This is a genomic window from Vagococcus sp. AM17-17, from assembly GCF_003471765.1.
Lineage (GTDB): Bacteria > Bacillota > Bacilli > Lactobacillales > Vagococcaceae > Vagococcus > Vagococcus teuberi.
On sequence record NZ_QRJY01000008.1, the window covers coordinates 19,868 to 44,917 of the forward strand.

Below are 25,050 nucleotides of genomic sequence, written 5' to 3' on the forward strand. Positions count from 1 at the left end.
TCAAGTCATTTTTATTTTATATAAAACTTGATAGTTGGATGGCTTTTTTACTATCCCCCTGTATGATTATTAATATATTATTCTCAACCTGTACTACTGGTTGACGTAACCATTCTGAATCACCGCTTGCAATACCTCCAACTAAACTAATCAGACGATGTTTTCCAATAGATAATGTTGCTCGACTAGATGGATGCCCACTATTTTTAAAAAACAAACTAGTATTTGGCTCGTTAGTCGTATATTCCATATCTTCAAATCCTTCTAAAGGAACTAAAACACTTGTCCCAATAGATGATTCACACGTCATTTTATTATGCTCTTCCACTACATTTGTTTCTTCAATCGGTGTCGCAAACCCTCCATCACGAACAATTAGCTCTCGTTGTGTTTCTATGTCATGTACACGAACATGCCAACCATTCATAGGGACAACAAGAGTAGATACCTCCACGTTACTCCATGGTTTCCAAATACTTTTAACATACTCTTGTGTCACTTCAAAAGAGTCAGATTTAAATTTTGTTCTATAATAGCTATCATCTTCTGATAAAGCTAAACAATTATCAAATCCACCCTGACGATAAAACAGATGGCTTTTTGGTACACTAAAACCAAATACTGTTGAGTAAACCAATTTACTGTATTTTGCCTCTATATGCGCTTGATTTGGTTCAAACTGTCCTGCAACAAAAGACTGTACTTGATTTGGAGATGTTTGAACAAGCATTTGGGCTTCAGGTATTAAGTATTCTGACTTATTCGATTGCTTTTCAATTGACTGACTAGACCAAAATGGATGTGTTTCGTCCACTGCCAAAAGTAAAAATGTTTTAAAAGCCCAGTAAGGTGACCCTGATCCATTGTATCCTTCTGCCATGACTAAATTTTCATAATGATACCCAATAGTTAATCGACCATCTCTTAAAAAAATATCATGTTCACACCATGAGGTCATATTTCTTTCAAGTATTCCTTTAATTTCTCCCCAAGGAAGTGCTTCAACATCAGCAAATACTAAAGCTGACCAAAAAGCACTTTGAGCAAAACGATACGTCAAACTTCTACCAAAAGGAATGGCTTCACCGTTTGCATCAAACCAATACTGAAAACTCTCAGCGAATTCTTTTACTCTTTTTTTGAACGAATCAGTCCTGGCTTTATCACTATCCTCCATAAACTTACAATAAATTAATGAATAATAGTGAATAGCAAATGAAATGTAATAATCCATTTGTGTTGACCTACCATCATAGTACCAACCATTTCCAATATAAAATGCTTCGATTTCTTTAAAATCTTCTTCTATTATTTCTTGATTAAATTCTCTACCTAGTTTTTTAAAGCAAACATTGACTAAAATTCTAAAAAACAGCCAATTATTCTTAGGCGTTTTTCGACTATTAACCGTATTTAACCAATTAAAAACATTATCTTGTTCTGCTGATGATAATCTATCCCATAATTTTGGATTTAATAATAATGTCGTACTGGGTGTTGCCATTTCCACTATCAATTGATCATAGTTCTTAGACGTGCCCCAATAATGGCTACCATCTGGATCTGTTCCTACTCGTAATCCTTCAACCACAATTCTGCTCAACTTATCATTCGAATTATGAACAATCAATGGGCCAACACCCCAAAGAACACGCAAGAACCCTTCCACTTCTCTTGTACTTTGAGAATAGACTGTTCCGCTAGTACCTTGTCCTATTAATAATTTTCCTGGTATCTCACTATCATAATAGGATGATAAAGGAGTAATCATTTTGTATAATGAGTCAATATAATCTTGTCTTGTTTCAAAAGTATACTTCATTTTTGCACCTCTTGTTTTTTTACTAAAAAAGTAAAAATATGAATAAAAAACATTATGTGAAACGTTTACAATCACATTGTAACTAATTATTTTTCTGAAATCAATTTTTCCCTGAAGAGGTTAGTATTGTTAATAGCAACGATATTGCTGTTGCTCCTTTTATTGCTCCACCTTTCACTACCGTAAAAATTTACACTGAAGCAATGGGGGAAACAGAGATTTATTTAACTTTTGATGGAAATATTATCTAAGCTGTCGTCTTTTCAATAAACTGCTTTACTAATAAATTACTTTGCTGTTCATCCAAGGTCATGAGTTCCAAAAAAGTATAACCCTCTTTTAACAGTAGATTAACTACAATCCAACCAACGTAATAAGCTTCTCTTTCATGACCAGTGTTTCCTTGTCCCATTGTGTATTTGTATAAAACCTCTGGATTATTTTTCCAGATGTCTTCCTCTATCCCTATCAAGATAGGGAGTTGATATTTTTTAATGTCGTCATACCACCCTAATTGATGAGAAATATAACTATCATCTCTACAACCAGGGACCATTTTCCTACTCATTTGCAATGCGATTCCTTCTTGCATGATTAGAAAACCTAAACTTCTTTGATATGTAAAATTTATGTTTGAGATTTTAGAGTGAAATATATGACTTAGTTCATGGTATAACCTTATCTGCTCAATTGTTTTATTCATATCATTCTCGATAGGTAAACATAAACATAATTCTCCTGTTTGATCTGTTGTGACAAATGGATTATTTTCGAAAAAACCAACAAAATAAACTATTTTGATACTAAAAGGACTTTTAAAAAGTAATTCTTTCTGTAATTGTAAGATGCACTGCTTTATCATTACCTCATCATATTGAAATCTTCTTATCCGATCTTCATACTTGTAATACTGATTATAGACACCAATAAAATCTTGTTTCGCTTTTGCCAATCCTTCTTCTGTAGGTGGGATGGCTGCGAAGTTATACTCACTTTGCCACAGCTTCCATTTATCATCCATACCCTTTACTAATTCTGCTTTATCAAAAAAACTTAAAAATTTTGATACAAGATTAACCACTTCTATATTTATATTAGTCATATCACTCACTCCTCTATCAATAAATCTATTATTTTTATTATATTGAAATACTTTTCTTTTTTATTTTTATATCATATCATTAATTGAACAAAAAATATTCTAATAATAGCGAACATATAGTCTTGAAAAAATAATCTAAGGAGATTTATCTATGAATATTACAAATCAAAATGAAAAAGCTTGGGATAAACAAGTCGAAAATAATACCAAATATACTCAAGCAGTGTCTCAGGAAGTTATTAAAAAGGCTAAAAATGGCGACTGGTCCGTTATTATTACCTACCACAAACCAATTCCTAGAAATTGGTTTCCAAAGAATTTAGACGGAGTAGATATTCTCTACTTAGCTTCAGGTGGTGGTCAACAAGCTCCTATACTTGCTGCTGCTGGAGCAAATGTTACAGTTGTTGATATTTCTGATAAGCAGCTTGAGCAAGACAAGATAGGATGATTGCAGAAAGGGACAACTTAGCTATCACTATTAAAAAAGCTGATATGACGGACTTATCAATATTTTCGGATGAAAGCTTTGATATGATTATAAATCCTGTATCTAACCTATTTATAAAAGATTTAGATTCTTTTTGGAAAGAAACAAGTAGAGTCCTAAAAGTTGGTGGAACACTTATTACTGGTTTTACTAATCCCATACTATTTATATTTGATGATGAAGAGGATATGAAAGGGAACTTGATAGTAAAAAATAAAATTCCTTATTCTACTCTACATAATTTAAGCGAGTTAGAAGTAAAAGAGTTAATCCAATCAGACCAAACTATCGAGTTTGGTCATACGCTCGAGTCTCAAATTCAGGGGAAATTTAATCATGGATTCATGATGAACGGTTTTTACGAAGATGATTTTAATGGAAATCGGCCTTTAGATGACTATTTAAAATGTTTTATCGTTACAAAATCTATTAAATGTAAAAAATAAATTAATTGTTTATATAATGAACAACTCTCATAATATAAGAGCTGATAGGCTGTGATGTATCAACGATAATAAAGTTATCATTATCTGGTCGCTTACTTCCTATCAATGCTTTATAAAAAACGTCATATGATTTATATTTTGTTATTTGACTTATTTTTGCCTTTCTTGATTTTAACCTCTGCATTATATCGTTAAAATCCATGTTTTTACATTCTACATATTTGTACGTTGCACGATACTTTTCCGATAGAGCCATTCCTTTTTCTATTATTTCGTCATATAGACAAGGACTATCAAATATCACATTTTTATTTTGCGAAAGTAACATCTCAATCAACAACCAATCAATATCATATGAAACTTTTCCTATATCTAAACTGGATAGTTGATTATTCCCCATTCCCATTAGGGAAGTTTTTGTTACATCATGATCGACTACTACCACATCTAAATATTCACTTATAGATTTTGATAAAGTTGATTTACCAGAACCCGGCACGCCAGACATTTGAATAAAAATCATACTAACTACCTCCCAGATAAAAATTTTTAATTATATACCATTTTAAAAGGAGCCTTTTTATGCAACATTGTATATTTTGTCATAATATAATTGAAGACCAGATCCTTACTGAAAGTGACCATTTTTTTGTTGTATTTGATATTGATCCCATTCAGAAAGGACACTTAATTATCATATCAAAAACTCACTATACTGATATTAGACAAATCCCTAATGAGATACTCTTAGATTTAATCACTATTGAAAAGAAAATAATCACTATTTTTGAATATTACTTTGAAACTCTAGGCATTAGGATTATACAAAACAATGGAAAGATAATGGATAAGGGAACCCATTTCCATATACATCTGATTCCCAGATACAAGAATGATAATTTTTGGGATAATCAAAAAATAAATCTAAAACATATAGATATATCTTTACTAAAGGAAAAATTAAATAATATTCAAAGATAAACTACTAATTATATAAACAGGAGAATCTCTATGAAAACTATTAAAAATAGCACTTTTTTATTATAACAGTTTCTAGCTACTTAATTTTTAGTTACATTCTAAATGGTATTGATGAAATTGGTCTATCATCTATCTTTTAAAAGACAGTTGGGTAGGTATATTAGGATTATTTGTCGGCTATTGTTTATTAGAGTATACATCCAGTCGAAAGTAGAGACTAGTTCTCTTTATGCAAAATCCGTTTAAGTTTCCTTATTAATATACTAAGCATATTTTCTTTAGTTAAACCTGATGTTATACTTCTGTCGCCTCCAACATCTAGTTTAAATTTATTTTCCATTCTTTACCTACTTTCTATAGTTCTATTATGTTATGATTTTACTTAAAAGGATGGAATTATGAAATGACTAATAAAAATATTCTTATCAACTGTTTTATCATTGGCATGATTGCTATCTATTGTCTCAACGTATTCACTAAAGGGCGTATTGATACATTGTTTGAATTAGATTCTGACAAAATACTTAAATAACACCAAATCTATCGTTTGGTAACATTTAGTTTCTTACATGGTGGTATTATTCATTTAATTGGTAATCTATTAATTATAAGAAATATAGTGTATCCTTTTTTTCAAAATAAACTTTCCTTCTCTTCTCTTCTAGGCATATTTGTTATGAGCACTTTCATAACTGGGATAGCACTAATTACTTATTATTCTAAAAATTCTTTTACTTTTGTTGGGTCATCTGTTGGTTTTTATGCGTTTTTGGGTTTAATGTTAGTTTTTTATATTAACAAAGGATGGAATTATTTTAATCTAAGCATTGGTCAACAACCATTTTATAATAACGGTCTAATTTGGGCGATTGTCATCTTCTTTTTAGGAAGTTTTATCACGTCTTATTGGGAAAATTTCAAACAATTCTCTGGATTATTTGCACATAATATTAGTTTTCTCACTGGTATTATTATTGGAGTCATCATTAAATTTGGTCGTTAATTTAACATGAAAGGAGAGGATTTTATATGAGTTTCACTGTTAATATTTTGTATTCGGGACAAAATGGAAATGCCAGACGATTTGCTGAAGATATGGTTAATGAGGGTATTGTTGAGAAAATTAGAAAACAACCTGGAAATGAAAGATATGAGTACTATTTCCCCATGGACGATGAAGAATCTATACTATTGATTGATAGATGGTCTAACCAAGAAGCATTAGATACACATCATAAATCAGATATGATGAAACAAATTGCCAATTTAAGAGAAAAATATCATCTGAGAATGTCTGTAGAAAAATTTATAGATTTTTAGTAGCTTTTTTAGAAGTCTATATCACCAGCAACTATCTCTTGCATCAGTAAAACACACTAGCAATTTAAAATTGCGCCTTATATAATAAAGGGTTATACCAATAATAGTACAAAAAATCACCAATCTTCCATTATGAAGATTGGTGATTTTTTTCTATTAATTAAATGTTCGTTGATAAATATCTGATGCTAAATCTGACAAACTGTCAATCTCACTTCCATTGCTAATCAAGATTACCATTTTCCCGCCTGACTTATCTAGTAAAACAGAAGATTGATAGTTACCAAGACTCCCATTGGTTTGTAGTAGTTCATCATTGCCCCAGAAAGCCCCACTATATTCTGGATTTCCCTGTATTAAATCAGAAAATTCATCTTTAGTAATCAATGTTCCATTAGTTAAGCCTTCTAAATAAGTTGCCAAATCTTCTGCCGACATCAATACATTTCCGGCACCGATTAGACTAGAATACAAAGGTTTAGCTGCAACAAAATTATCCGTTCCTGTAGCATATTCACCTAGTAAAATGGAACTATTGTATGCTTTTGCTACTTTTTTATCTGACACGGTATCCCAGAAAAATGTATTAGATAAATGTAGTGGCTCAATGATTTCTTTGGTAAACAATGTTTCATAGTCTTCTCCTGTAACAGTCGATAAAATACCTGCTAATAAAGAATAATTAGCATTAGTATAGCTAAAACTCATTTCACCTGTACTCTCAAGACTCTCTAAAACATAATCCATTTGTTCTTTTTGAGTTTTTAAAATGTCACCTGGTGCTATTTCATCCATTCGAATACCTGATGTTTGGTCTAGTAAATCACGAATGGTTATCTCATCACTATATGCAATATCAGGATAAAAATCTGATAGAGGCGTTTCATAGCTTATCTTTCCTTGCGATATTTCTTTTGCTACTAATGTTGCTGTCATCATTTTTTGCAGAGAGGCTACAGGGAATAGTGTATCCAATGTGTTTTTTTCTCTAGCTTCGTAATTACTATATCCATAGGCTGAAGCAGATAGAACATCGCCATTTTCAAGCACCATCGCAATACCATTATAATTTTCATCAGAAAAATAGTCATCCATACTTACTTGCAAAGATGTGTCATCCTTTTCATCAGCAGCAAACACTTCATCTTTTATGATATTTTGTCGAAAGTAATGATTCAATCCTAACAGTAATACGACTGTCGCTAAACCTGTCAACGCTATTTTTTTCGCAATCTTTTTTTTCACGTCCCGACCTCCTTTTGGCAAACGATACATTCAATTCACGTATATTGTAAAATACTTTACTTAAATAAACCTTAAATCTATGAAGTCTATCGTATATTTCTATGCTTCTTTAATAAACAATTATAGACAGATTCACTCAGCTACCAAATAATTTAACTTTTATATCTCAATTTTTGGTCATAATACCAACTATATTTATTCTAGTATAATATTCCATATCAAACAACACAATGATACAATAATCATACTTTAAAAATAATTGGATGTCGCAATAATGAATAAATTTATTTCGTATATCATTACAACGATTATCATCATTTGGTTTATCTATCTTGCATATGATTTATATGCTAAATTTCAAGAAAATATCTGGATTGGTTTCGGTCAGTTAATATTTATGGTTATTTTACTAGTTATTATCATTTGGCGAAATAAAAAATAAGCCAAAGAAAGGCATCTCTTTAACTTATCAATGTTCCTAAAACTCTTTATAAAAAGCAACTGTGCTTCCCTTATCACAGGATTCGAATCCAAAACTTTCGTAAAATCCTCTAACGTCTGGTTCATCAACAGTTAATAATACTTTTTGGCGCACATGTTTATACGTTTCTAATACATCAGACATTAGTGTTGTCCCAATTTTTTGTCGTTGATAGTCTGGATGAATCAAAATATCTTGTACATATAAAATTGTTTGATCATCACCAATAACTCTGATTAAACCAACTAATTGTTCTTCATGCCAAGCACTTACCACATAAAATGAATTAACTAGTGCTTGCTCTAAACCTTTTAAATTTTTTGTGTAAGCTATCCATCCAACACTATCATACAACAACTCTAGTTGTTCACGTTTTATATTACTTCCGTTTCTATATTCTATCATTATCTTTCCTCCTAATTTATTTGTTTAATTAAGAGTCTAACTTCAACCGATTATTCATAGTAAAACCCCCTTTCAGGTGTTTCGCTCATTATATCATACCAATAAAAAAATCCCCCAGAACAGTTCTGAAGGATTACCTTTATTGTTTACTTTTTTGATAGTCTTTTGACACCATCATGATTTGATTAAATGTTTCGACGATTGAATCAGCATAATCCTCATTTGATACCATTTGTCGAATTTTTTCTAATACGGCTTCTTCTCTTGTTGTATCAAAAATTGGGATATGATTGTCTTTTTTTATCTTCGCAATGTGCGACACACAATCATATCTTTCTTCCAATAATGATACGATTTGTTCATCAATTTCATCAATTCGTTGTCTATCTTGACTTAACATCTTATCTCCTCATTTCGTATAAGAGTCAGATTATATGTCAGAGAAAAAATCTTCACCTTTTTGTTGCACTAAAAGATGAGGCATCATTAATGAAATGGGTTCTTTGTTTACCACAATCACCTGACTATCAGGTTTTCGGTAATTAATCAGTCCGCTAAAAGGATACACTTGAAAGCTTGTGCCAACAATACACACAACGTCTGCTTGAGACAACCAAGAAATAGCTGTTTCTATATTAGACTCAGATAAGCCTTCTTCGTAAAGTACCACTTTCGGACGTGTGATCCCGCCACATTCTTGATGATACATACTCTTCATATAGTCTGGAACAGAAATTGACTGACCACATTTTTGACAATAACAATCATACAAACTCCCATGAAACGACACTACATTTGGACTTCCTGCTTTAATATGCAAGTCGTCAATATTTTGCGTCACAATCCCAACTTGTTTCGTTTGGCTTAATTCTGCCATTTTTTCATGAATCACATTCGGTTTTGCTTCTGGATGGTATAATTGTTGGACAAATCGATAAAAAACATCAGGCTCACGTTTTAAACAAGTATGACTCAGCAAATATTCTGGATTTTCAACTCCATGATATACCCCTGTCATAGAGCGATAATCAGGAATACCCGATGCTGTTGAGACACCGGCACCTGTCATAAACACGATATTTTCCGCCTGCTGTAATATCTCCATTGCTTGTTCTTCCACATCAATCACTCCCTTACTTTATTATGACATTATTCGTCAAAAAAGCCTAATACAACCACAGAAATAATAATCGCAAAAATCATGACGTATTGTTTTTTAGTTAATTTCTCTTTTAAAAAAATTCGTGACCACAAGACTGATACAATACTATATGAAGCAATCATCGGTGCTACGACAATGGAATTACTCGCAATCGCACCAATATAGAAAAATTGTCCCAAAGTTTCAAAAAGTGCCGCAAGACCTTTATATTTTTCATGAAACACATCAATTTTTTCTCCTTTAGCTACTCGTAAATACCCCCACAGCAGTAACCCGACGATTAAAAAAGTAAATTCATAACTCATGTTGGCTTGGTTTTCAGGTAAAATTTCCGCATAATCTAAATAATACCCATCCAAAAATGTCCCCAATCCATCAATCACGCAGTAAAGTATTGGAAAAATAATCGCAAGTGCACTTTTCTGATATTTTTTATCGACCACATTGCCTGATACTTTTAACTCATGATCAACTTCTTGCTTTTCATAAACAGACAACATAAAAATAGCGACTGAAATAACTGCCACAGCAATAAATTGAATCCACACCATTTTCGCTCCTAATATCAGAAACATTAATAAAGCTGACACTGCTCCTGAAGAATTACTTATCGGTGAAGACACACTCAGCTCTATATAACGAAGCCCCACATAACCGATCGCCATTGATAAAATATACATGGACGACACAGGTAAATAAATCAATAAATTTTTCCATTCAAAACTCACACCCAAATACAAATAATAGTAGAAAAAGGCATGAAGTCCCATCACTAATCCCACAATGACCACTGTTTTTTGTGCACTATACTTATCTTTTTCATTGTTTCCCAGTTTATAAAATAAATCTGCTGTCCCCCATGCAAAGACAGCTACCAGCGCTGACATAAACCACATATTTTTCGTCTCCCTCAATTTTTCTATCATACTTACTTGTCTAAAAATAACGAATTAACGTGACTTGGTCAAATAAAATTTTCGTGAAAAGTCATGACTTTTTGAAAAAGGTATGATATAGTGTTAGACATATTAAGAAAAAATAACCGAATATTATAAATCTAGAGGTTGCAGTCTATCAATAACATTAGTCGAGTAGAGGATTACGTTGACACTAATGCACAGGGAAGATTGCCGAAATGTGATAAAGTTCCTCGCTTATCATGTTGGGGCTATAGTGAATAACTATAGAACTGTCTTAGTTAAAACTAAGATGCGCTATGATTAGATAACTTACTGTTAATCTGACTTCATCACAAGCAACCTCTATTTACGAGGTTGCTTTTTTATTTATCTAAAACAAAAGGAGAATTATCATGCAAACAAACAATCGTTCGACCAATCATGTCCTTATTGCACTATTATTTATGTTTATTAGTCTAATCATGCTGACACCAAAAGTGGAGGCAAATGATGATAAATTTGTCGTGGGAATGGAAGCAGGCTATCCTCCATTCAACTGGACACAACAAAATGACAACAATGGCGCTGTTAAAATCCAAGGAGGAAACGAGTACGCAAACGGCTATGATGTCATGATCGCAAAACGTGTTGCTGAAGGCTTAGGAAAAGAACTGGTCATTTACAAAACAGCTTGGGACGGTTTAGCTCCTGCTTTAACTTCTGGAAAAGTAGATGCTATTATCGCTGGTATGTCTCCCACTGAAGAACGAAAAAAAACCATCGACTTTACCAATGACTATTATCACTCAAACTTAGTCTTAGTCGTTGCAAAAGATGGAAAATATGCCAATGCCAAAAGTCTGAAAGATTTTGAAGGGGCAAAAGTTACTGCCCAATTAAATACATTTCACTATTCTGTGATTGATCAAATCGAAGGTGTCTCAAAACAAACTGCCATGGATGATTTTTCTGCTATGCGTGTGGCACTTCAATCCGGAAAAATTGATGCCTATGTTTCAGAAAAACCAGAGGGAATCACCGCCCAAAAAGTAAATCCTAATTTTAAAATGATTGATTTTAAAGATGGCCAAGGCTTTAAAACAAATCGTGATGATACATCTGTTTCTATCGGTGTAAAAAAAGGCAGCCAAGATATCGCAAAAATTAATGATATTTTAGCTGGAATAAATCAAACTGAACGAGACAATTTTATGGATATTGCCATTAGTGAACAACCTGATTCACAGTCAAATGAAAATTGGATTGTCAAAATCGTCAAAGAAAACTGGCAAATGTTCTTAAAAGGTGCTGGAGTAACGCTTTTAATTTCACTGGTGGGAACAATTGTTGGAACATTCATTGGATTAGGGATTGGCTTATTTAGAACCATTCCCACGCCAAAAAATATGGTGAACAAAATCTTATTTAAATTATTAAATACTCTATTTTCAATTTATATCGAAATTTTTAGAGGAACGCCAATGATCGTTCAAGCAATGGTGATTTACTATGGTTCTTCTCAAGCATTTGGGATTGATATGAATCCTCTTGCAGCAGCATTATTTATTGTATCAATCAATACTGGGGCTTACATGACTGAAATCGTACGTGGTGGTATCTTCTCTGTTGATAAAGGACAATTTGAAGCAGCATCTGCTATTGGAATGACACACGGTCAAACAATGGTCAACGTCGTGATTCCACAAGTATTTAGAAATATTCTACCTGCTATGGGGAATGAGTTTGTCATCAATATTAAAGATACCTCTGTATTAAACGTGATTGCTGTCACTGAGTTGTTCTTCCAGGCTAAAACAGTCGCTGGAAGTAACTTTAGATTCTTTGATACCTTCTTTGTTGTCTGTGTGATTTACTTTGTCATGACCTTCACTGTAACGCGTATCTTGCGATTTGTTGAAAAACGTATGGACGGTACTGGTGAATACGCACCTTATGCTAATCAAATGCAAACAGCTATTTTAGAAAGAAAGGATGACAAATAATGACTGACTTAATTGAAATCAAACACTTACAAAAACAATACGGCAATCATGAAGTGTTAAAAGACATTAATCTATCCGTAAAAGATGGTGAAGTTGTTACCATTATAGGACCATCAGGTTCTGGTAAATCAACTTTACTTCGTTGCATTAATTTATTAGAAGAACCAACTGATGGGGAATTACTTTTTAAAGGTGATAACATCCTTTCTCCTGGGTATAACTTACCAAAATACCGTGCCCATGTTGGAATGGTGTTCCAACAATTTAATCTATTTGAAAATCACGATGTCTTAAATAACTGCATCGTTGGACAAGTAAAAGTATTAAAACGCTCACGCGAAGAAGCAGAACGTATCGCGATCGAAAATTTAGATAAAGTTGGGATGAAAGATTTTGCTCATGCTAAACCTAGCCAATTATCTGGTGGGCAAAAACAACGTGTCGCAATCGCTCGCGCTATCTCTATGGATCCTGAAGTGATGCTGTTCGATGAGCCAACCTCAGCACTTGATCCTGAAATGGTCGGAGAAGTATTAAAAATCATGCGTGAGTTAACTGGGACTGGATTAACCATGATTATCGTAACTCATGAGATGGCTTTTGCCGAAGAAGTATCTGATCGTGTCATTTTTATGGATCAAGGAGTTGTAGCTGAAGAAGGTGCTCCCGAAAAAATCTTCCAACATCCAGAACAAGCTCGTACAAAAGAATTTTTACAACGTATTTTAGAAGGATAAAAAATAAGCTAGATTGAGCCAACTCAATCTAGCTTATTTTATTTATCTAATTTTTCTAATATATTCTTTGGAATATCACTTTTTGACACATCATTTGGTCCACTAATTATCCTTGTTTGACTAATAAATACTTTTACGTATGAACCAGGTTGTAATGGTATCACATTTTTGCCACTCAATTCATAATCCATTTTTTGTATTGTTCCATCTTTTTTCACAAAATCAAAATCATATTTATAAGATTTACTTCCTGATATAACCTGACCTGTATCTTCCACCATAGGAACACCATCTGGAACTTTTGCATACGCCACATCACCTTTATAAATCGTTGTGTAATACTCATACCCTTTGTAGCCAGAAATCACGATTAATACTAAAATGACAACTAAAATACTTTTCTTTGTCATACTATTCGCCTCATAAACAGATTAATTAACAATATAATCTAAAAACACTTTTTAATCTAATTAAATCGTAATTTTAAACACAAAAAAATATTATTATTTCTTTAAATGAACAACTAAAAAATAGCTACCATTTGTTTTATTTCAATAAAAGTTTTAATGTATACCTAATCATAAAAAGCAGTTTTTTTAAATGTGTACAAATATCACGTTAACTGCTAAAAATGGCGATATTTTTTTTCGGTCGCACAATGGATTTAGATATTTCAATGTTTGGTGAAGACCCTGGATTAGATTTAGATATTACACTAGCAACTGTTCAAAAAAACATCAATATAACTAACCAAGTTTCTCATTGGACTAGTAAATACACAGTATTAGGTGTTATGACAAAGTATACAACGGTTATGTAGGATGGTATGAATGAACATGGACTAGTTGGTGATATGCAAGTATTAGTTGAAGCAACGACAAAAGCCACTCAAGACATTAGTGATGATGGAAAACAACCACTACTAACAGAATAATTTGTCTTATATATTTTATCAAATTTTAAAACTGTAGCTGAAATTAAAGAACATTATAAAGAATTTGTTTTAGCTGATGAGCCTTTTGTTTATAAAGGTCAACATCTTCATTTCCCTCTACACTACACATTCGTTGATACAACTGGAGAAGGTATCGTTTTAGAGCCTGTATTAGATGGCGGCTTTAAACTATACGACTATGTTGAGGTTATGACGAATAGCCCAGAATATAACTATCACACTACAAATATTAGGCATCACATTAATTTAAGTGACATTAATCCCCCAGCTCATCGTGTGATGAAAAACAAAGTTGATTTAGAACCAATTGAACATGGTACAGGTTATGGATTATTTGGTTTACCTGGAGATTATACTTCTCCTCCTCGCTTTATAAGACGTTTTTATCTAAAAAATATGTTAGATGATTTTGATACAAATGAAGGAATCAATAGACTGTATAGTATTTTTAGACCGATCATTATGCCACGAGGTTTAGAACACAAAAAAGCTGAAATGAGTATCACAGATTATACACGCTACTAGTCTGGTTATGATGTCACTAAACAAATCGCCTATGCTCAAACAGGTGAAGGACTTACTCTCTCAGCGAAAAAATTAGATACTTCCCTAATAGACATCACGTATCATACTATTCATTTAGATAATAACGTTGTTTTTGCTTCATAATAAAGAAAACAGCACTGTTAATTCATTATTTTTTCGATAACTACATGTAAGATTACCTTATAAGCATTGATTAAATGCCATCAATTCAACATGATGAAAGAAGGTAAAACCATGAGAACAGAACGAGATGGAGCCAAACAAAATCGCCGTTCATTTGAACAAGAAAAAGCAAAAGACATCTTCGAAGTTGATATCGACAAAAATCGTGAAAAAGTAGCGGAGAAAAAAGAAGAAAAAGCTGAAAAACGTTTAATCCGTGAACACAAATAAAAAATAGCTACTCAAGTATTCATGGATACTTGAGTAGCTATTTTAATCTTCTTTATTAATCACATGTCTAATAGTCGTACCTAGTTGTTGGATGATATCATTTAATGGGCTAGGTTTTAATGCATTCAATCTTTCTTTAGGTGTCCACTTAACTTCAATATCTCCTTTTATATCACTTATCTCTTCGATTGGAAAAACCTCATAGACAAAGATAACTTGTTGATATGGTTTGTCCTTATAAGTGAACATATTTTAACTGCCCCACTAGGTGATGTTTGACTACCATCAGATTCAACACTTGATAAAATATAATTGTCTTGACTTAAAACGCCACACGCTCTCACATCAAACTTACTATCTCCTATAACGACTCGAATGTCTTCCATAAATAACGTCCTTTTTAATTTAAATAAGTTAAAATAATTTGTTTGTATTTATCAATCATATCTAAATAATTATCTATGTCAACATACTCATTGACTTGGTGTGGTAATGTTGATTCACCAGGTCCGAAGACAATAAACTCAAACGGATTAGACGATTTAATAAATTCTGCCGTATCAGTTGTCGCACCAATCCCAATAAGTGGTAATGGTTCATCAAATTGTTGTTGAATTACTTTAATTAATTCAGACTGTTTGTTTGCTTTAACAGATAATTTATTGTAATCAATAGTTAGTTTTAACTTGTATGGTTGGTTTTTATTTAGTTCATCTACCGTATCTTGTAATACTTTAATAATATCATCATTAGAAAATTCTGGAATACTACGTATATTCCCTTGTAGTGATGCAAAGTTTGGAATACTATTGACCTGTTTCCCACCATTCATAATCGTAATATTATGAATCGTTGAACCTAATTCCTCATTTACATAGTTACTTGAAATCTCATCCATTTTTTGATTGATGTGGTACGAAAAATCAATCAAATGGTTTAATGCATTATATCCTTCTTGCGGCATAGAACTGTGTGCTTCTTTTCCTTCTGATGTCACTGTGTAATTGATTGACCCCATATGAGTATAGACTAGATTATAATTGCTTGGCTCACCTACAATCAAACCATCTAAGTCATCAACATATCCCAGATTAGTTAATTGTTCAGCCCCTAACTCACCTACTTCTTCTCCAACGGTTGCTAATAATTTAATCGTTCCATTAAATTCTTTTTGTTCTTCTTGAAGTTCAATCATTGCAATAACCATCGCCATCAGACCACTTTTCATATCCGTTGAACCACGACCGTAAAGTTTATTACCTTCTATAGTTGCAGAAAAAGGCGGATACTTCCAATCACTCGCATCCCCAGGGTCCACGACATCCATATGACCAGTTAACCCTAGAACTTTATCACTATTTCCTTTTTTAATCGTTGCCACTAAGCTGCTACGATTATCAGCATATTGAATCAACTCAGTTGAAATATTAACTTGCTTTAATTTATTTTGAATATATTTTGCCACAATTTCTTCGTTACCATTGATTGTTTCCATCTTAACAATGTCTTGTAACCACTCAATTTTTTGATTCTTTTGCATGATTGTTCTCCCCTTTTTCTTTCATTTTTGTATTTCTATCATACCACGTTCATTTAATCTAGCTAAATCATATAACTTGTTCTTAACATGTCTCTAAATATATTTAATCTAGTTTTAATGATATAATAGACGTAATCAAAAGAAAAGAGGGATACTTATGTCAAATAAATCGATGCCCGCTGAACCAGTTATTCTGAATGACACTATCACATTAGAAAAAGAATTTGTCATAGATAAAGATTTCATTAAAGAAAGAATACACTCACTAGATCATGACGGATTTAACATTATTTTACCTGACACTCCTCTAGTTATCGAAGAAAAGAAAAAGAAAAAATAATGTCACAATAATCTTTTTTTCATCTTACTTTTTTAAGGTTAAATTAAGGTTTGGATATTATGATATAGACAGTTAAATAATTATTTAACACATCCTCTCTTCCCACAACAGAGGATAATCCCAAAGCTTGTTACATTTTTTCATTTTTTTACTCCAAATCGATTTAACAACTTAGTCCCGAAAGTTGTTAACCATCTCCTCCTCTAGTGAAAACTAGAGGTTTTTTTCGATGTAAAAAACATTTTTTCATTTATCTATTGACTTCTTTATTAATACATCGTATTATGAACTTACCTTTATTTTACCAACCGCGGATACTTCCAAACATTTAATACCTTATACCCCGTGGTACACCCATTAATTTATTAATGGGTGTTTTCTTGTGCCTACGTAGATAATATTTTTATGAAAATTGCATAAAATTCAATTAAGTGTATATTTATATAATGCTTTGAAATAACTAAATACAAAACATTAAATATGTTTTACTTCAGTTTATATTCTTTTTATAATATAAATTTAATGAAATAGTATTATTATTTGGAAAAGAGGGAGATATAGTAAATAAAAAGATAAGATTACAAAAAAACACTTTATTAAGTACATTGAGCATTGGTATGATTAGATTAATAACCACTGTTAGTACAGAAGAAGCTAATGGAGAAGATATGTCTAACGACGAAACTTAGGATAATTTTTTAGTATTTGAATACGATTCTCCAATGACTCCAGACAATGGGTTAACGGAAGACCCAACTGCTCCTGATATTGACTTAGTTGTAAAACCAAGCACACCAGAAAATGAATTGGTATCATCTACTATCAACAAACATATAGTTTCTGAAGCAATCCAAACAATTGTGGTTCTAACAGCTACGACTACTCCATCGACAGCTTCTGAATTACCACAAACGAGTAAAACAACGTCAAAAATGACTGCATCTTTAATCGGCTTAGGTTTTTTAGGTTCGTCTGCTATTATTAGACGTCATTCAATTAACGTCAGATAGATACATACATTAAAAGAGGCTGAGCCAAAAACCTTACCAAAAAGCAATCCCATGAAGTCAGTTTAGTCATTTTCATTTAAAAAATTACTTTTAGATCAGACTCTTTTTTAATAACTTTTATTTATATAATCCCCATACCTACAAACATACCTAAAATAAATGTATTTTCATCTTAGAGACTTTAATACCTCTTGATCCACAGATAAAGCTTCTCCTGATAGACTTTGAAAGATTTCCATAACCGAGGACAATCTATCAATTAATAAATACATTTTAAGTGTCTCTTCAATTAAGGCTAACAAAAACACTGGACACTCTTTTACCATTAGACGTAAATTGTTTTCTGTCGTCTCTATATCTGATAAACCAACACCAACTATCATATCATTATTTTTATTATTGTTGACTAACCCTGTTCTTACACAAATTCGTCTACCTTTTTCCCTATACATGTACTGCTAACAAAACCAATCCTTATCATAAACAACAGCTCTATTTTAGTAATTCTTTTTTTAATACTATTTAATTATGACAACCATACACTATGAAATCTCTGTTTTTTTTAACACCTTTTATTATAATAAAAAATTCAAATGAAAGGCTTTCATTTGAATTTTTTGGGTATTTTGATATATAGTTAAGATACATCAATAGAAATAGGAGGAATTTAATATGACTGATACAGGTAAAGTTGACAAAGCGGTAGGTAAAGTAGAAGAAACTACAGGTGACATTACAAATAATGACAAGTTAAAACATAAAGGTCTTTTAAAACAAGCTGAAGGCAAAGTAAAAGAAGTATCCTCTGAGATTAAAGAAAAAACAGAAGAAGTTGTTGATGACGTGAAAGACAAATTCAAAAAACATGAAGACAAAAAATAAAAGAATATATAGATGAATCTTATAAACGAGATTCATCTTTTTTATTGCCTTTTAACTACTAATTAATCATTGAATAGCATCATTTTACATATATTATGTTTTTTATAAGATAAAAATAGACATATTTACTTTTATATATTAAGAAAGAAAAGGAATAAAAATGATGTGAAAAAACATTTACTATCCAAGAGATCGGAAAAGCGATAGCCAGCCAAGAATATGATCGTGAATTTATTTTTTGTGGAACCAGAAATAGCTGGTCTACTATAAACTCCTCTAAAGATGACTCCTCTTTTAAAGCTTATCCAAGTTCATTTTGTTTATTTGGATAAGTTCATTTATTTCTGTAAAGTAATTTTCATTGGCGAACAAAAAACATACTGTGGATAGTTTTAATTATCCACAGTATAGTTTTTCACATTAAAAAGACTATTTTTTCAGCGTTTTATAAACTTATACACACTGTCCACAAGTTTATCCACAGGTTTTATGTTATCTTTACACACGAACAACTATTTTCACTTAATTTACCTAAATATTAAAGTCTATATTATCAACTTATATATATAATAAATCTGTCTATTAAAAAGTTGTCCACACTTGTCCACAGAAAATGTGGACAAGTTACTAAGTTGATCGGATTTTGATAAGAAAAGAGGATTTATCTAGCTTATCAAATTTTTTTTGTTATAATAAAAGTTAGTTTATTAACAAACATATGTTAATAACATGTTAAAAGAAAAGAGGAGATCCACATGCTTGAGTTAAAAAATATAAAAAAATACTATAATGTAGGTGGAACAACTACTAAAGCCCTTGATGGCGTATCAGTATCATTTAGACGACAAGAATTTGTCGCTATCTTAGGAGCAAGTGGTTCTGGTAAGACAACCTTACTTAATGTAATTGGTGGTTTAGATAATTATGATTCTGGAGATATGATTATTGATGGGAAATCTACAAAAGATTTTAAAGATAGCGATTGGGATGCTTACCGAAATAATTCAATAGGGTTTGTCTTCCAAAGTTATAATTTAATCAGTCATTTAGGAATTATCGAAAACGTCGAGTTGGGGATGACTCTTAGTGGTGTATCAAAAGAGGAAAAAAGAAAACATGCTACAGCTGCCTTAGAAAGAGTAGGGCTTGCTGATCATATGCATAAAAAACCCAATCAATTATCAGGTGGACAAATGCAACGTGTTGCGATTGCTCGAGCTCTTGCAAACGATCCAGATATTTTACTATGTGATGAGCCAACAGGAGCGTTAGATACAGAGACTAGTTTACAAATCATGAAGCTTATCAAAGAACTTTCTAAAGAAAAATTAGTCATCATGGTCACACATAATCCAGAACTTGCTTATGACTACGCTGATCGCATTATCGAATTTTCTGATGGGAAAATAAAAAATGATTCAAAGCCTCACACAGAAGAGAGCCATGAAAATGAGTTTAAATTAAAACGAACAAAAATGAGCTTTTTCACTGCACTAAAACTATCATTTAATAATTTACGAACTAAAAAGGGACGAACCCTTCTGACAGCATTTGCTTCTAGTATTGGGATTATTAGTATAGGAATTGTCTTATCATTATCAAATGGCTTTCAAATCCAAATTGATAAAACACAAACCGAGACATTATCTAAATTTCCAATCACGATTTCACAAGTGACAACTGACCAATCAATGAATCAACGAAATGCTTTAGGAAGTGACCAAGCAAAATATTCAAAGAAAAAAGAAGTGACACCAAAACTTAGTGAACAAGATAAATCACAACATATCAATAAAATTAATCAAGAATATGTTGATTATATCAAAGATATTAATCCAAACTTAACTAACAGTATTGGCTACTCTAGGACAGTGGCGATGAATATGTTAGGAGATGTTGATGGTGATATTAAACCAATTAGCTTCTCTAATACTGCACCGAATAGTAATAACTCAATGGAAGCCACCATGTCTTCTATGACTGGCATTGGTATCTCATCATTTCCAACAAAGTTAAACAAAGACTCTAAAGATTTCTTACAAGAAAACTACAATGTGATTGCCGGAGACTACCCAAGATCTGCAACAGATGTCGTTTTAATTGTTGATAAACAAAATTCAACCAATATTAATGCCTTAAAAAATATTGGTTTAGATGTAAAAGAAGATGACCCAATTCCTTTTGACGATATTGTTGGAAAAGAATTTAAATTAATTTCAAATAATGATTTTTACCAAAAAATCCCAACAGGAAATTATATTCCTAACACTGACTATGAAAAAATGTATGACAGTAACAACAACACAACTATCAGAGTAAGTGGGATTTTACGTATCAAACCATCATCTAGCATGAATTTATTATCACCCGGTTTTGCCTATAGTAATGACTTAACTGCAAAAATTGTGGAAGAAAATGAGCAATCTGATATTGTCAAAGCACAACGTGACAGTAACAAAAATATCATGACTAATGAAACACTTGATGATCAAGCTAAAGAAAACTTACTGGCTTATCTTGGTGGTACCACTACTCCTTCCAGTATCCTAATTTATCCTAATAACTTTAGTGATAAACAAGATATTTTAACTTACTTAGATAAATACAATAAAGGCAAAGACAAAGCAGATCGTGTTTTATATACTGACCTAGCTGGCACGATGACTCAACTGACTGGTGGCCTAATGGACGCTATCACCTATGTCTTGATTGCGTTTGCTGGTATTTCTCTTGTTACTAGTATGATTATGATTGGTATTATTACCTACACATCTGTTCTTGAAAGAACAAAAGAAATTGGTGTTCTAAAAGCATTAGGTGCTAGAAAGAAAGATATCACACGTGTGTTTGATGCAGAAACATGTATTTTAGGTATTGCATCTGGTTCACTAGGAGTCCTTATTGCTTATGCATCAACGTTCCCTATTAATAACCTATTATATAAACTAACTGATTTAAAAAATGTGGCTCAACTTAATCCAAAACATGCGATTATTTTAGTCATCATTTCAACAGTTTTAACAATGATTGGTGGTCACATCCCAGCTCGTATTGCTGCGAAAAAAGATGCTGCGATTGCATTAAGAGCTGATTAAATAGTAAGTAATCAAAAAATTATAGATTCTCTTTATTAAGAATCTATAGTTTTTTTCTTTTTTTTATGTTATAACCAATACAAGGGAGTGTCTCATGAAAAAGAAAAAATATATTATAACTGTGCTTTTAGCAAGTCTTTGTGTATTAGGAGTAATTTTGATACAAAAACATTCAAACCAAAAAATTATCAATAAAATATACTCACACCGCGGAGCAAGTGGTGAGGAACCCGAGCATAGCTTTCCCGCCTATGATTTAGCTTTACTATATGGTTCACATAACATCGAACAAGATTTAGTCACATCAAAGGATGGAACTCTCTATGTTTCTCACGATGATAACGCTAAACGTCTCACAGGTGTCGATCGCCTGTATTCTGATATGACTGATGAAGAAATTAATCAACTTAGAACAAGCGATAATAATCACATTCTACGCTTACAAGATGTATTTGACCGTTACAAAAAAACAACTCATTATGTCATTGAACTAAAAGAAAACGATAAACAAATCGATTTATTTAACAACATCATCAGACAAAATAACATGGAAGATTTTGTGATTATTCAAGCTAGAACACTAACTAGTCTAAATAAAATTAAACAAACCTTTCCTAAAATAACCACTTTACTTTTAGCAAAAGATGATATTGAAGCACAGAATGCATGTAAGGCTGACTATGTAGATATTATATCTTTAAACACCAAATTTATGACAAAAGACATCGTTAAGATAATTCACGAAGCTAATAAACAAGCTAACTTTTGGACGCTAAATAGTATGGCAGACATTAACAAAGCTATTAATCTTGGAGCTGATTCTTATTTTACAAACTATACAGCAAAAGCTATTGAACTCGAAAAAAAACATGCTTCTTTCTTTCATTAGAACAAAATCCCATCAGTTCATAATTGAACTGATGGGATTTTGTTTCTTATTTAATTAAACGATAAATCGCATCAGCGTAAATCACTGTTGCATTAATTAAATCATCAACTGAAATAAATTCATTTTTTTGGTGCATTGTATCGATACTATCTGGGAACATTGCGCCATAAGCAACGCCACGTTCTAATAAACGACCAAATGTTCCACCACCGATAACTTGTTCATGACCTTTAAGACCTGTGTGATCTTCGTAAACTTCTAATAATGTTTTCACCAATGGATCTTCTGGTGATACATAGTGAGGACCTTTTCCACCAGGTTTTTGAATCACTTTAGCTGATGTATTGGCTGTTTTTTCAGAAATGCGATCAAAAATCATCTCTTCAGTTAACCCTTTAGGATAACGGAAGTTCAACGTAATAATATTATCATCTCTTGAAGAATCAAATTTGAACACACCAGCATTCATTGTTAAATCTCCCATAATATCATCCACATGATTCACACCAAAGTGTTTACCTTCAGTATCAGTATGAATATAATCAGCAATCGTTGTTAGGTAATCTTTTGCTGAACCTGAAAAATCATAGAAGCTTAAGAAGTTTGCTAAATAAGTTCCGGCATTAATTCCTTTACTTGGCATAGCGCCATGAGCTGCTTTACCATGAACCGTTAATGTAGCAGTGGATCCTACCACTTCAATATCACCTGTTACAGGTGCAGTTGCTAAATATTCTTCAAATTCTTTTTCAAATGCATTAATATCACCTGAAATTTCAACGACAGCTGTTGCTGTTTCTGGTACCATGTTATCACGCATACCTGAATCAAATTTAACTAATGTTAAGTTTCCTTCATTTTTACCAGGGTATTCAATTAAAATGGTTGTATTTCCTTTTTCACCATTGATAATTGGAAACTCAGCATCTGGTGAAAAACCAAAGTCTGGTGTATCTTCCACTTTTAGATAGTGGTCCATACATTTCCATTCACTTTCTTCATCTGTCCCAATAATGACACGTGTTTTTTTGGAAACTGGTAATCCTAACTCTTTGATAATTTTTAATGCGTAATAAGCAGCCATTGTAGGCCCTTTATCATCACTAGCACCACGCGCATAAATACGTCCATCTTTTTCTACTGGTTCAAAAGGATCTGTATCCCAACCTGGTCCAACTGGTACCACATCAACGTGACCAAACACACCTAACGTTTCATCGCCATCACCAAATTCAATATGACCAGCAATATTATCTACATTTTTAGTTAAGAAACCATCACGTTCTCCTAGTTCTAAAAATTTTAACAATGCCGCTTTTGGTCCAGGACCAACTGGTGCATCTTCTGTCGCTAAATCATCTTCTCTAACACTAGGAATACTTAATAATGTAAATAAATCTTTCATCAAGTCTTCGCGACGAGCTTCGACTTCTTTTCTCCAATCGATTGTCATACAAAAATACCTCCTGTTGATTTTATCTTACTTTATCATATCATTTTTTCGATGTTTTAGATAATATAATTTAGGATTTAAACGGGTTTATTCGTTATTTTTTAACAATTTCAACTCATCTTCAGTTAATGGGCGATATTTTCCTCGAGATAACTCTGTATCTAGTGTCAGATTAGCCATTTCAAGTCTTTCAAGTTCTATGACTTTTTTCCCAACAGCTTCAACCATTCTTTTCACCTGATGATACTTGCCTTCCATAATTTCTAGATGAATAATGGTTTGCTTTTTTTCCATATCAATAGATAAAATCGTTAATATCGCTGGTAAACACTTTTCACCATCTAACTGAATACTTCCACTAGAAAAAGTTTCAATATCTGCTTTCGTCATCTCTCCTTGAACTAATGCTTGATATAACTTTGGGACTTTCTTTTTGGGAGATAATAAATCATGAGCCAAGGGGCCATCATTAGTTAACAACAGTAAACCAGTCGTATCTTTATCTAGTCGTCCCACTGGAAATAATCCCTTTTTATAATCATCTGATTTGACTAAATCAATCACTGTTCGGGAGGATGCGTCCTCTGTCGCGGAAATAACTCCTTTTGGTTTATTCAACATGTAATAAACATATTTTTCGTATAAAACAGGTTGTCCATCAACACAGATCTCATCCTCATTTTCATTAACTGAAAATTTAGCATCTCTTACCATCGTTTGATTGACCGTCACTCGCTTTTTCTTCAGTAACTCTTTTACTTCTTTACGACTACCAAATCCTGTATGACTTAAAAACTTATCTAAACGCATCTGTTTTTTCTCCTAATGCAAGAAAGAACACCTAAATAGATGTT

The 25,050-nt window shown here is 32.2% G+C and carries 30 protein-coding genes and 1 riboswitch; of the genes, 16 read left to right on the forward strand and 14 right to left on the reverse strand.

The window, feature by feature from the left end; all coding sequences use genetic code 11:
- Positions 1-16 precede the first annotated feature (16 nt).
- On the reverse strand, positions 17-1,822 hold the full coding sequence (locus tag DW196_RS08660; protein WP_118250965.1) for a DUF2264 domain-containing protein: 1,806 nt from the start codon (positions 1,820-1,822) through the stop codon (positions 17-19).
- Between the two features lie 247 nt (positions 1,823-2,069).
- Entirely contained in the window at positions 2,070-2,924 is an 855-nt protein-coding gene (locus DW196_RS08665) for a hypothetical protein (RefSeq protein ID WP_118250966.1), read from the reverse strand.
- A 151-nt stretch (positions 2,925-3,075) separates the two neighbouring features.
- On the opposite strand from DW196_RS08665, the gene DW196_RS11495 reads away from it, so the two are divergent.
- Both DW196_RS11495 and DW196_RS11500 read left to right on the forward strand, forming a co-directional pair.
- Complete coding sequence (locus DW196_RS11495) at positions 3,076-3,375, forward strand: hypothetical protein (RefSeq protein WP_199566567.1); 300 nt, start codon at positions 3,076-3,078, stop codon at positions 3,373-3,375.
- Positions 3,372-3,860, forward strand: coding sequence for a class I SAM-dependent methyltransferase (locus DW196_RS11500; protein ID WP_199566568.1), 489 nt, complete (start codon positions 3,372-3,374; stop codon positions 3,858-3,860). The genes DW196_RS11495 and DW196_RS11500 overlap by 4 nt, the downstream gene beginning before the upstream one ends.
- A 1-nt stretch (position 3,861) precedes the next feature.
- Here the strand turns inward: DW196_RS11500 and DW196_RS08675 are convergent, their stop codons facing one another.
- The gene (locus DW196_RS08675) at positions 3,862-4,383 is read right to left on the reverse strand and encodes an AAA family ATPase (RefSeq protein WP_118250967.1); all 522 of its coding nucleotides are present in this window, start codon (positions 4,381-4,383) and stop codon (positions 3,862-3,864) included.
- Between the two features lie 59 nt (positions 4,384-4,442).
- Between DW196_RS08675 and DW196_RS08680 the strand changes: the two genes are divergently transcribed.
- From DW196_RS08680 to DW196_RS08690, 3 genes are all read left to right on the forward strand, one after another.
- Positions 4,443-4,841, forward strand: a complete 399-nt coding sequence (locus DW196_RS08680) for an HIT family protein (protein ID WP_118250968.1) — start codon at positions 4,443-4,445, stop codon at positions 4,839-4,841.
- A gap of 547 nt (positions 4,842-5,388) precedes the next feature.
- Positions 5,389-5,844 (forward strand): rhomboid family intramembrane serine protease, encoded by a 456-nt coding sequence (locus tag DW196_RS08685; protein ID WP_158563554.1) that lies wholly within the window; start codon positions 5,389-5,391, stop codon positions 5,842-5,844.
- Positions 5,845-5,870: 26 nt separating this feature from the next.
- Positions 5,871-6,161 (forward strand): antibiotic biosynthesis monooxygenase family protein, encoded by a 291-nt coding sequence (locus DW196_RS08690; protein ID WP_118250970.1) that lies wholly within the window; start codon positions 5,871-5,873, stop codon positions 6,159-6,161.
- A 156-nt stretch (positions 6,162-6,317) separates the two neighbouring features.
- Here the strand turns inward: DW196_RS08690 and DW196_RS08695 are convergent, their stop codons facing one another.
- A complete protein-coding gene (locus tag DW196_RS08695) occupies positions 6,318-7,406 on the reverse strand; it encodes a serine hydrolase (protein ID WP_158563555.1) in 1,089 nt (362 codons plus the stop codon).
- Positions 7,407-7,680: 274 nt separating this feature from the next.
- Here DW196_RS08695 and DW196_RS11375 point away from each other — a divergent pair, with 274 nt between their 5' ends.
- Positions 7,681-7,848: a hypothetical protein gene (locus tag DW196_RS11375; RefSeq protein WP_158563556.1), complete on the forward strand. Its 168-nt coding sequence runs from the start codon at positions 7,681-7,683 to the stop codon at positions 7,846-7,848.
- 36 nt (positions 7,849-7,884) lie between these two features.
- On the opposite strand, the gene DW196_RS08700 is transcribed toward DW196_RS11375, so the two are convergent.
- The 4 genes from DW196_RS08700 to DW196_RS08715 form a co-directional block, all read right to left on the reverse strand.
- Positions 7,885-8,292: a GNAT family N-acetyltransferase gene (locus tag DW196_RS08700; RefSeq protein WP_118250972.1), complete on the reverse strand. Its 408-nt coding sequence runs from the start codon at positions 8,290-8,292 to the stop codon at positions 7,885-7,887.
- A 139-nt stretch (positions 8,293-8,431) separates the two neighbouring features.
- Complete coding sequence (locus DW196_RS08705; RefSeq protein WP_118250973.1) at positions 8,432-8,692, reverse strand: chorismate mutase; 261 nt, start codon at positions 8,690-8,692, stop codon at positions 8,432-8,434.
- Positions 8,693-8,722: 30 nt separating this feature from the next.
- Positions 8,723-9,397, reverse strand: coding sequence for an NAD-dependent protein deacylase (locus tag DW196_RS08710; protein WP_118250990.1), 675 nt, complete (start codon positions 9,395-9,397; stop codon positions 8,723-8,725).
- 44 nt (positions 9,398-9,441) lie between these two features.
- The gene (locus DW196_RS08715) at positions 9,442-10,350 is read right to left on the reverse strand and encodes an EamA family transporter (RefSeq protein WP_118250974.1); all 909 of its coding nucleotides are present in this window, start codon (positions 10,348-10,350) and stop codon (positions 9,442-9,444) included.
- A gap of 154 nt (positions 10,351-10,504) precedes the next feature.
- Positions 10,505-10,679, forward strand: a riboswitch (Lysine riboswitch).
- A gap of 87 nt (positions 10,680-10,766) precedes the next feature.
- Here DW196_RS08715 and DW196_RS08720 point away from each other — a divergent pair.
- Both DW196_RS08720 and DW196_RS08725 read left to right on the forward strand, forming a co-directional pair.
- A complete protein-coding gene (locus tag DW196_RS08720) occupies positions 10,767-12,356 on the forward strand; it encodes an ABC transporter permease subunit (RefSeq protein WP_118250975.1) in 1,590 nt (529 codons plus the stop codon).
- The gene (locus tag DW196_RS08725; RefSeq protein WP_071455990.1) at positions 12,356-13,093 is read left to right on the forward strand and encodes an amino acid ABC transporter ATP-binding protein; all 738 of its coding nucleotides are present in this window, start codon (positions 12,356-12,358) and stop codon (positions 13,091-13,093) included. Before DW196_RS08720 ends, DW196_RS08725 begins: the two co-directional genes overlap by 1 nt.
- Positions 13,094-13,131: 38 nt before the next feature.
- On the opposite strand, the gene DW196_RS08730 is transcribed toward DW196_RS08725, so the two are convergent.
- The gene (locus DW196_RS08730) at positions 13,132-13,503 is read right to left on the reverse strand and encodes a YxeA family protein (RefSeq protein WP_118250976.1); all 372 of its coding nucleotides are present in this window, start codon (positions 13,501-13,503) and stop codon (positions 13,132-13,134) included.
- 248 nt (positions 13,504-13,751) lie between these two features.
- On the opposite strand from DW196_RS08730, the gene DW196_RS11590 reads away from it, so the two are divergent.
- The 3 genes from DW196_RS11590 (at position 13,752) to DW196_RS11380 (ending at position 14,987) form a co-directional block, all read left to right on the forward strand.
- Entirely contained in the window at positions 13,752-13,913 is a 162-nt protein-coding gene (locus tag DW196_RS11590) for a hypothetical protein (protein WP_233541942.1), read from the forward strand.
- Positions 13,914-14,069: 156 nt separating this feature from the next.
- Positions 14,070-14,573, forward strand: coding sequence for a linear amide C-N hydrolase (locus tag DW196_RS11595; RefSeq protein ID WP_233541944.1), 504 nt, complete (start codon positions 14,070-14,072; stop codon positions 14,571-14,573).
- Between the two features lie 255 nt (positions 14,574-14,828).
- Positions 14,829-14,987: a hypothetical protein gene (locus DW196_RS11380; RefSeq protein ID WP_158563557.1), complete on the forward strand. Its 159-nt coding sequence runs from the start codon at positions 14,829-14,831 to the stop codon at positions 14,985-14,987.
- Positions 14,988-15,029: 42 nt separating this feature from the next.
- On the opposite strand, the gene DW196_RS08740 is transcribed toward DW196_RS11380, so the two are convergent.
- Both DW196_RS08740 and DW196_RS08745 read right to left on the reverse strand, forming a co-directional pair.
- Positions 15,030-15,236: a hypothetical protein gene (locus DW196_RS08740; RefSeq protein ID WP_118250977.1), complete on the reverse strand. Its 207-nt coding sequence runs from the start codon at positions 15,234-15,236 to the stop codon at positions 15,030-15,032.
- Positions 15,237-15,387: 151 nt separating this feature from the next.
- Positions 15,388-16,527, reverse strand: coding sequence for an ArgE/DapE family deacylase (locus DW196_RS08745; RefSeq protein ID WP_071455987.1), 1,140 nt, complete (start codon positions 16,525-16,527; stop codon positions 15,388-15,390).
- 157 nt (positions 16,528-16,684) lie between these two features.
- Between DW196_RS08745 and DW196_RS08750 the strand changes: the two genes are divergently transcribed.
- Entirely contained in the window at positions 16,685-16,867 is a 183-nt protein-coding gene (locus DW196_RS08750; protein WP_118250978.1) for a hypothetical protein, read from the forward strand.
- 722 nt (positions 16,868-17,589) lie between these two features.
- On the forward strand, positions 17,590-17,877 hold the full coding sequence (locus tag DW196_RS08755; protein ID WP_118250979.1) for an LPXTG cell wall anchor domain-containing protein: 288 nt from the start codon (positions 17,590-17,592) through the stop codon (positions 17,875-17,877).
- Between the two features lie 167 nt (positions 17,878-18,044).
- Here DW196_RS08755 and DW196_RS08760 read toward each other — a convergent pair whose 3' ends face one another.
- Positions 18,045-18,329, reverse strand: a complete 285-nt coding sequence (locus DW196_RS08760) for a hypothetical protein (protein ID WP_118250980.1) — start codon at positions 18,327-18,329, stop codon at positions 18,045-18,047.
- Between the two features lie 220 nt (positions 18,330-18,549).
- Here DW196_RS08760 and DW196_RS08765 point away from each other — a divergent pair, with 220 nt between their 5' ends.
- The 3 genes from DW196_RS08765 to DW196_RS08775 all read left to right on the forward strand — a co-directional run bounded on the left by DW196_RS08765 (position 18,550) and on the right by DW196_RS08775 (position 22,743).
- Positions 18,550-18,759, forward strand: a complete 210-nt coding sequence (locus DW196_RS08765) for a CsbD family protein (RefSeq protein WP_071455983.1) — start codon at positions 18,550-18,552, stop codon at positions 18,757-18,759.
- Between the two features lie 755 nt (positions 18,760-19,514).
- A complete protein-coding gene (locus tag DW196_RS08770; RefSeq protein ID WP_118250981.1) occupies positions 19,515-21,854 on the forward strand; it encodes an ABC transporter ATP-binding protein/permease in 2,340 nt (779 codons plus the stop codon).
- A 94-nt stretch (positions 21,855-21,948) separates the two neighbouring features.
- Positions 21,949-22,743, forward strand: a complete 795-nt coding sequence (locus DW196_RS08775) for a glycerophosphodiester phosphodiesterase (protein WP_071455981.1) — start codon at positions 21,949-21,951, stop codon at positions 22,741-22,743.
- 46 nt (positions 22,744-22,789) lie between these two features.
- Here DW196_RS08775 and pepV read toward each other — a convergent pair whose 3' ends face one another.
- Together pepV and DW196_RS08785 are read right to left on the reverse strand one after the other, a co-directional pair.
- Positions 22,790-24,196 carry a dipeptidase PepV gene (pepV, locus tag DW196_RS08780; protein WP_071455980.1) on the reverse strand — a complete coding sequence of 469 codons (1,407 nt, stop codon included), beginning with the start codon at positions 24,194-24,196 and terminating at the stop codon, positions 22,790-22,792.
- Positions 24,197-24,283: 87 nt separating this feature from the next.
- Positions 24,284-25,006: a pseudouridine synthase gene (locus DW196_RS08785; protein ID WP_071455979.1), complete on the reverse strand. Its 723-nt coding sequence runs from the start codon at positions 25,004-25,006 to the stop codon at positions 24,284-24,286.
- Positions 25,007-25,050 lie beyond the last annotated feature (44 nt).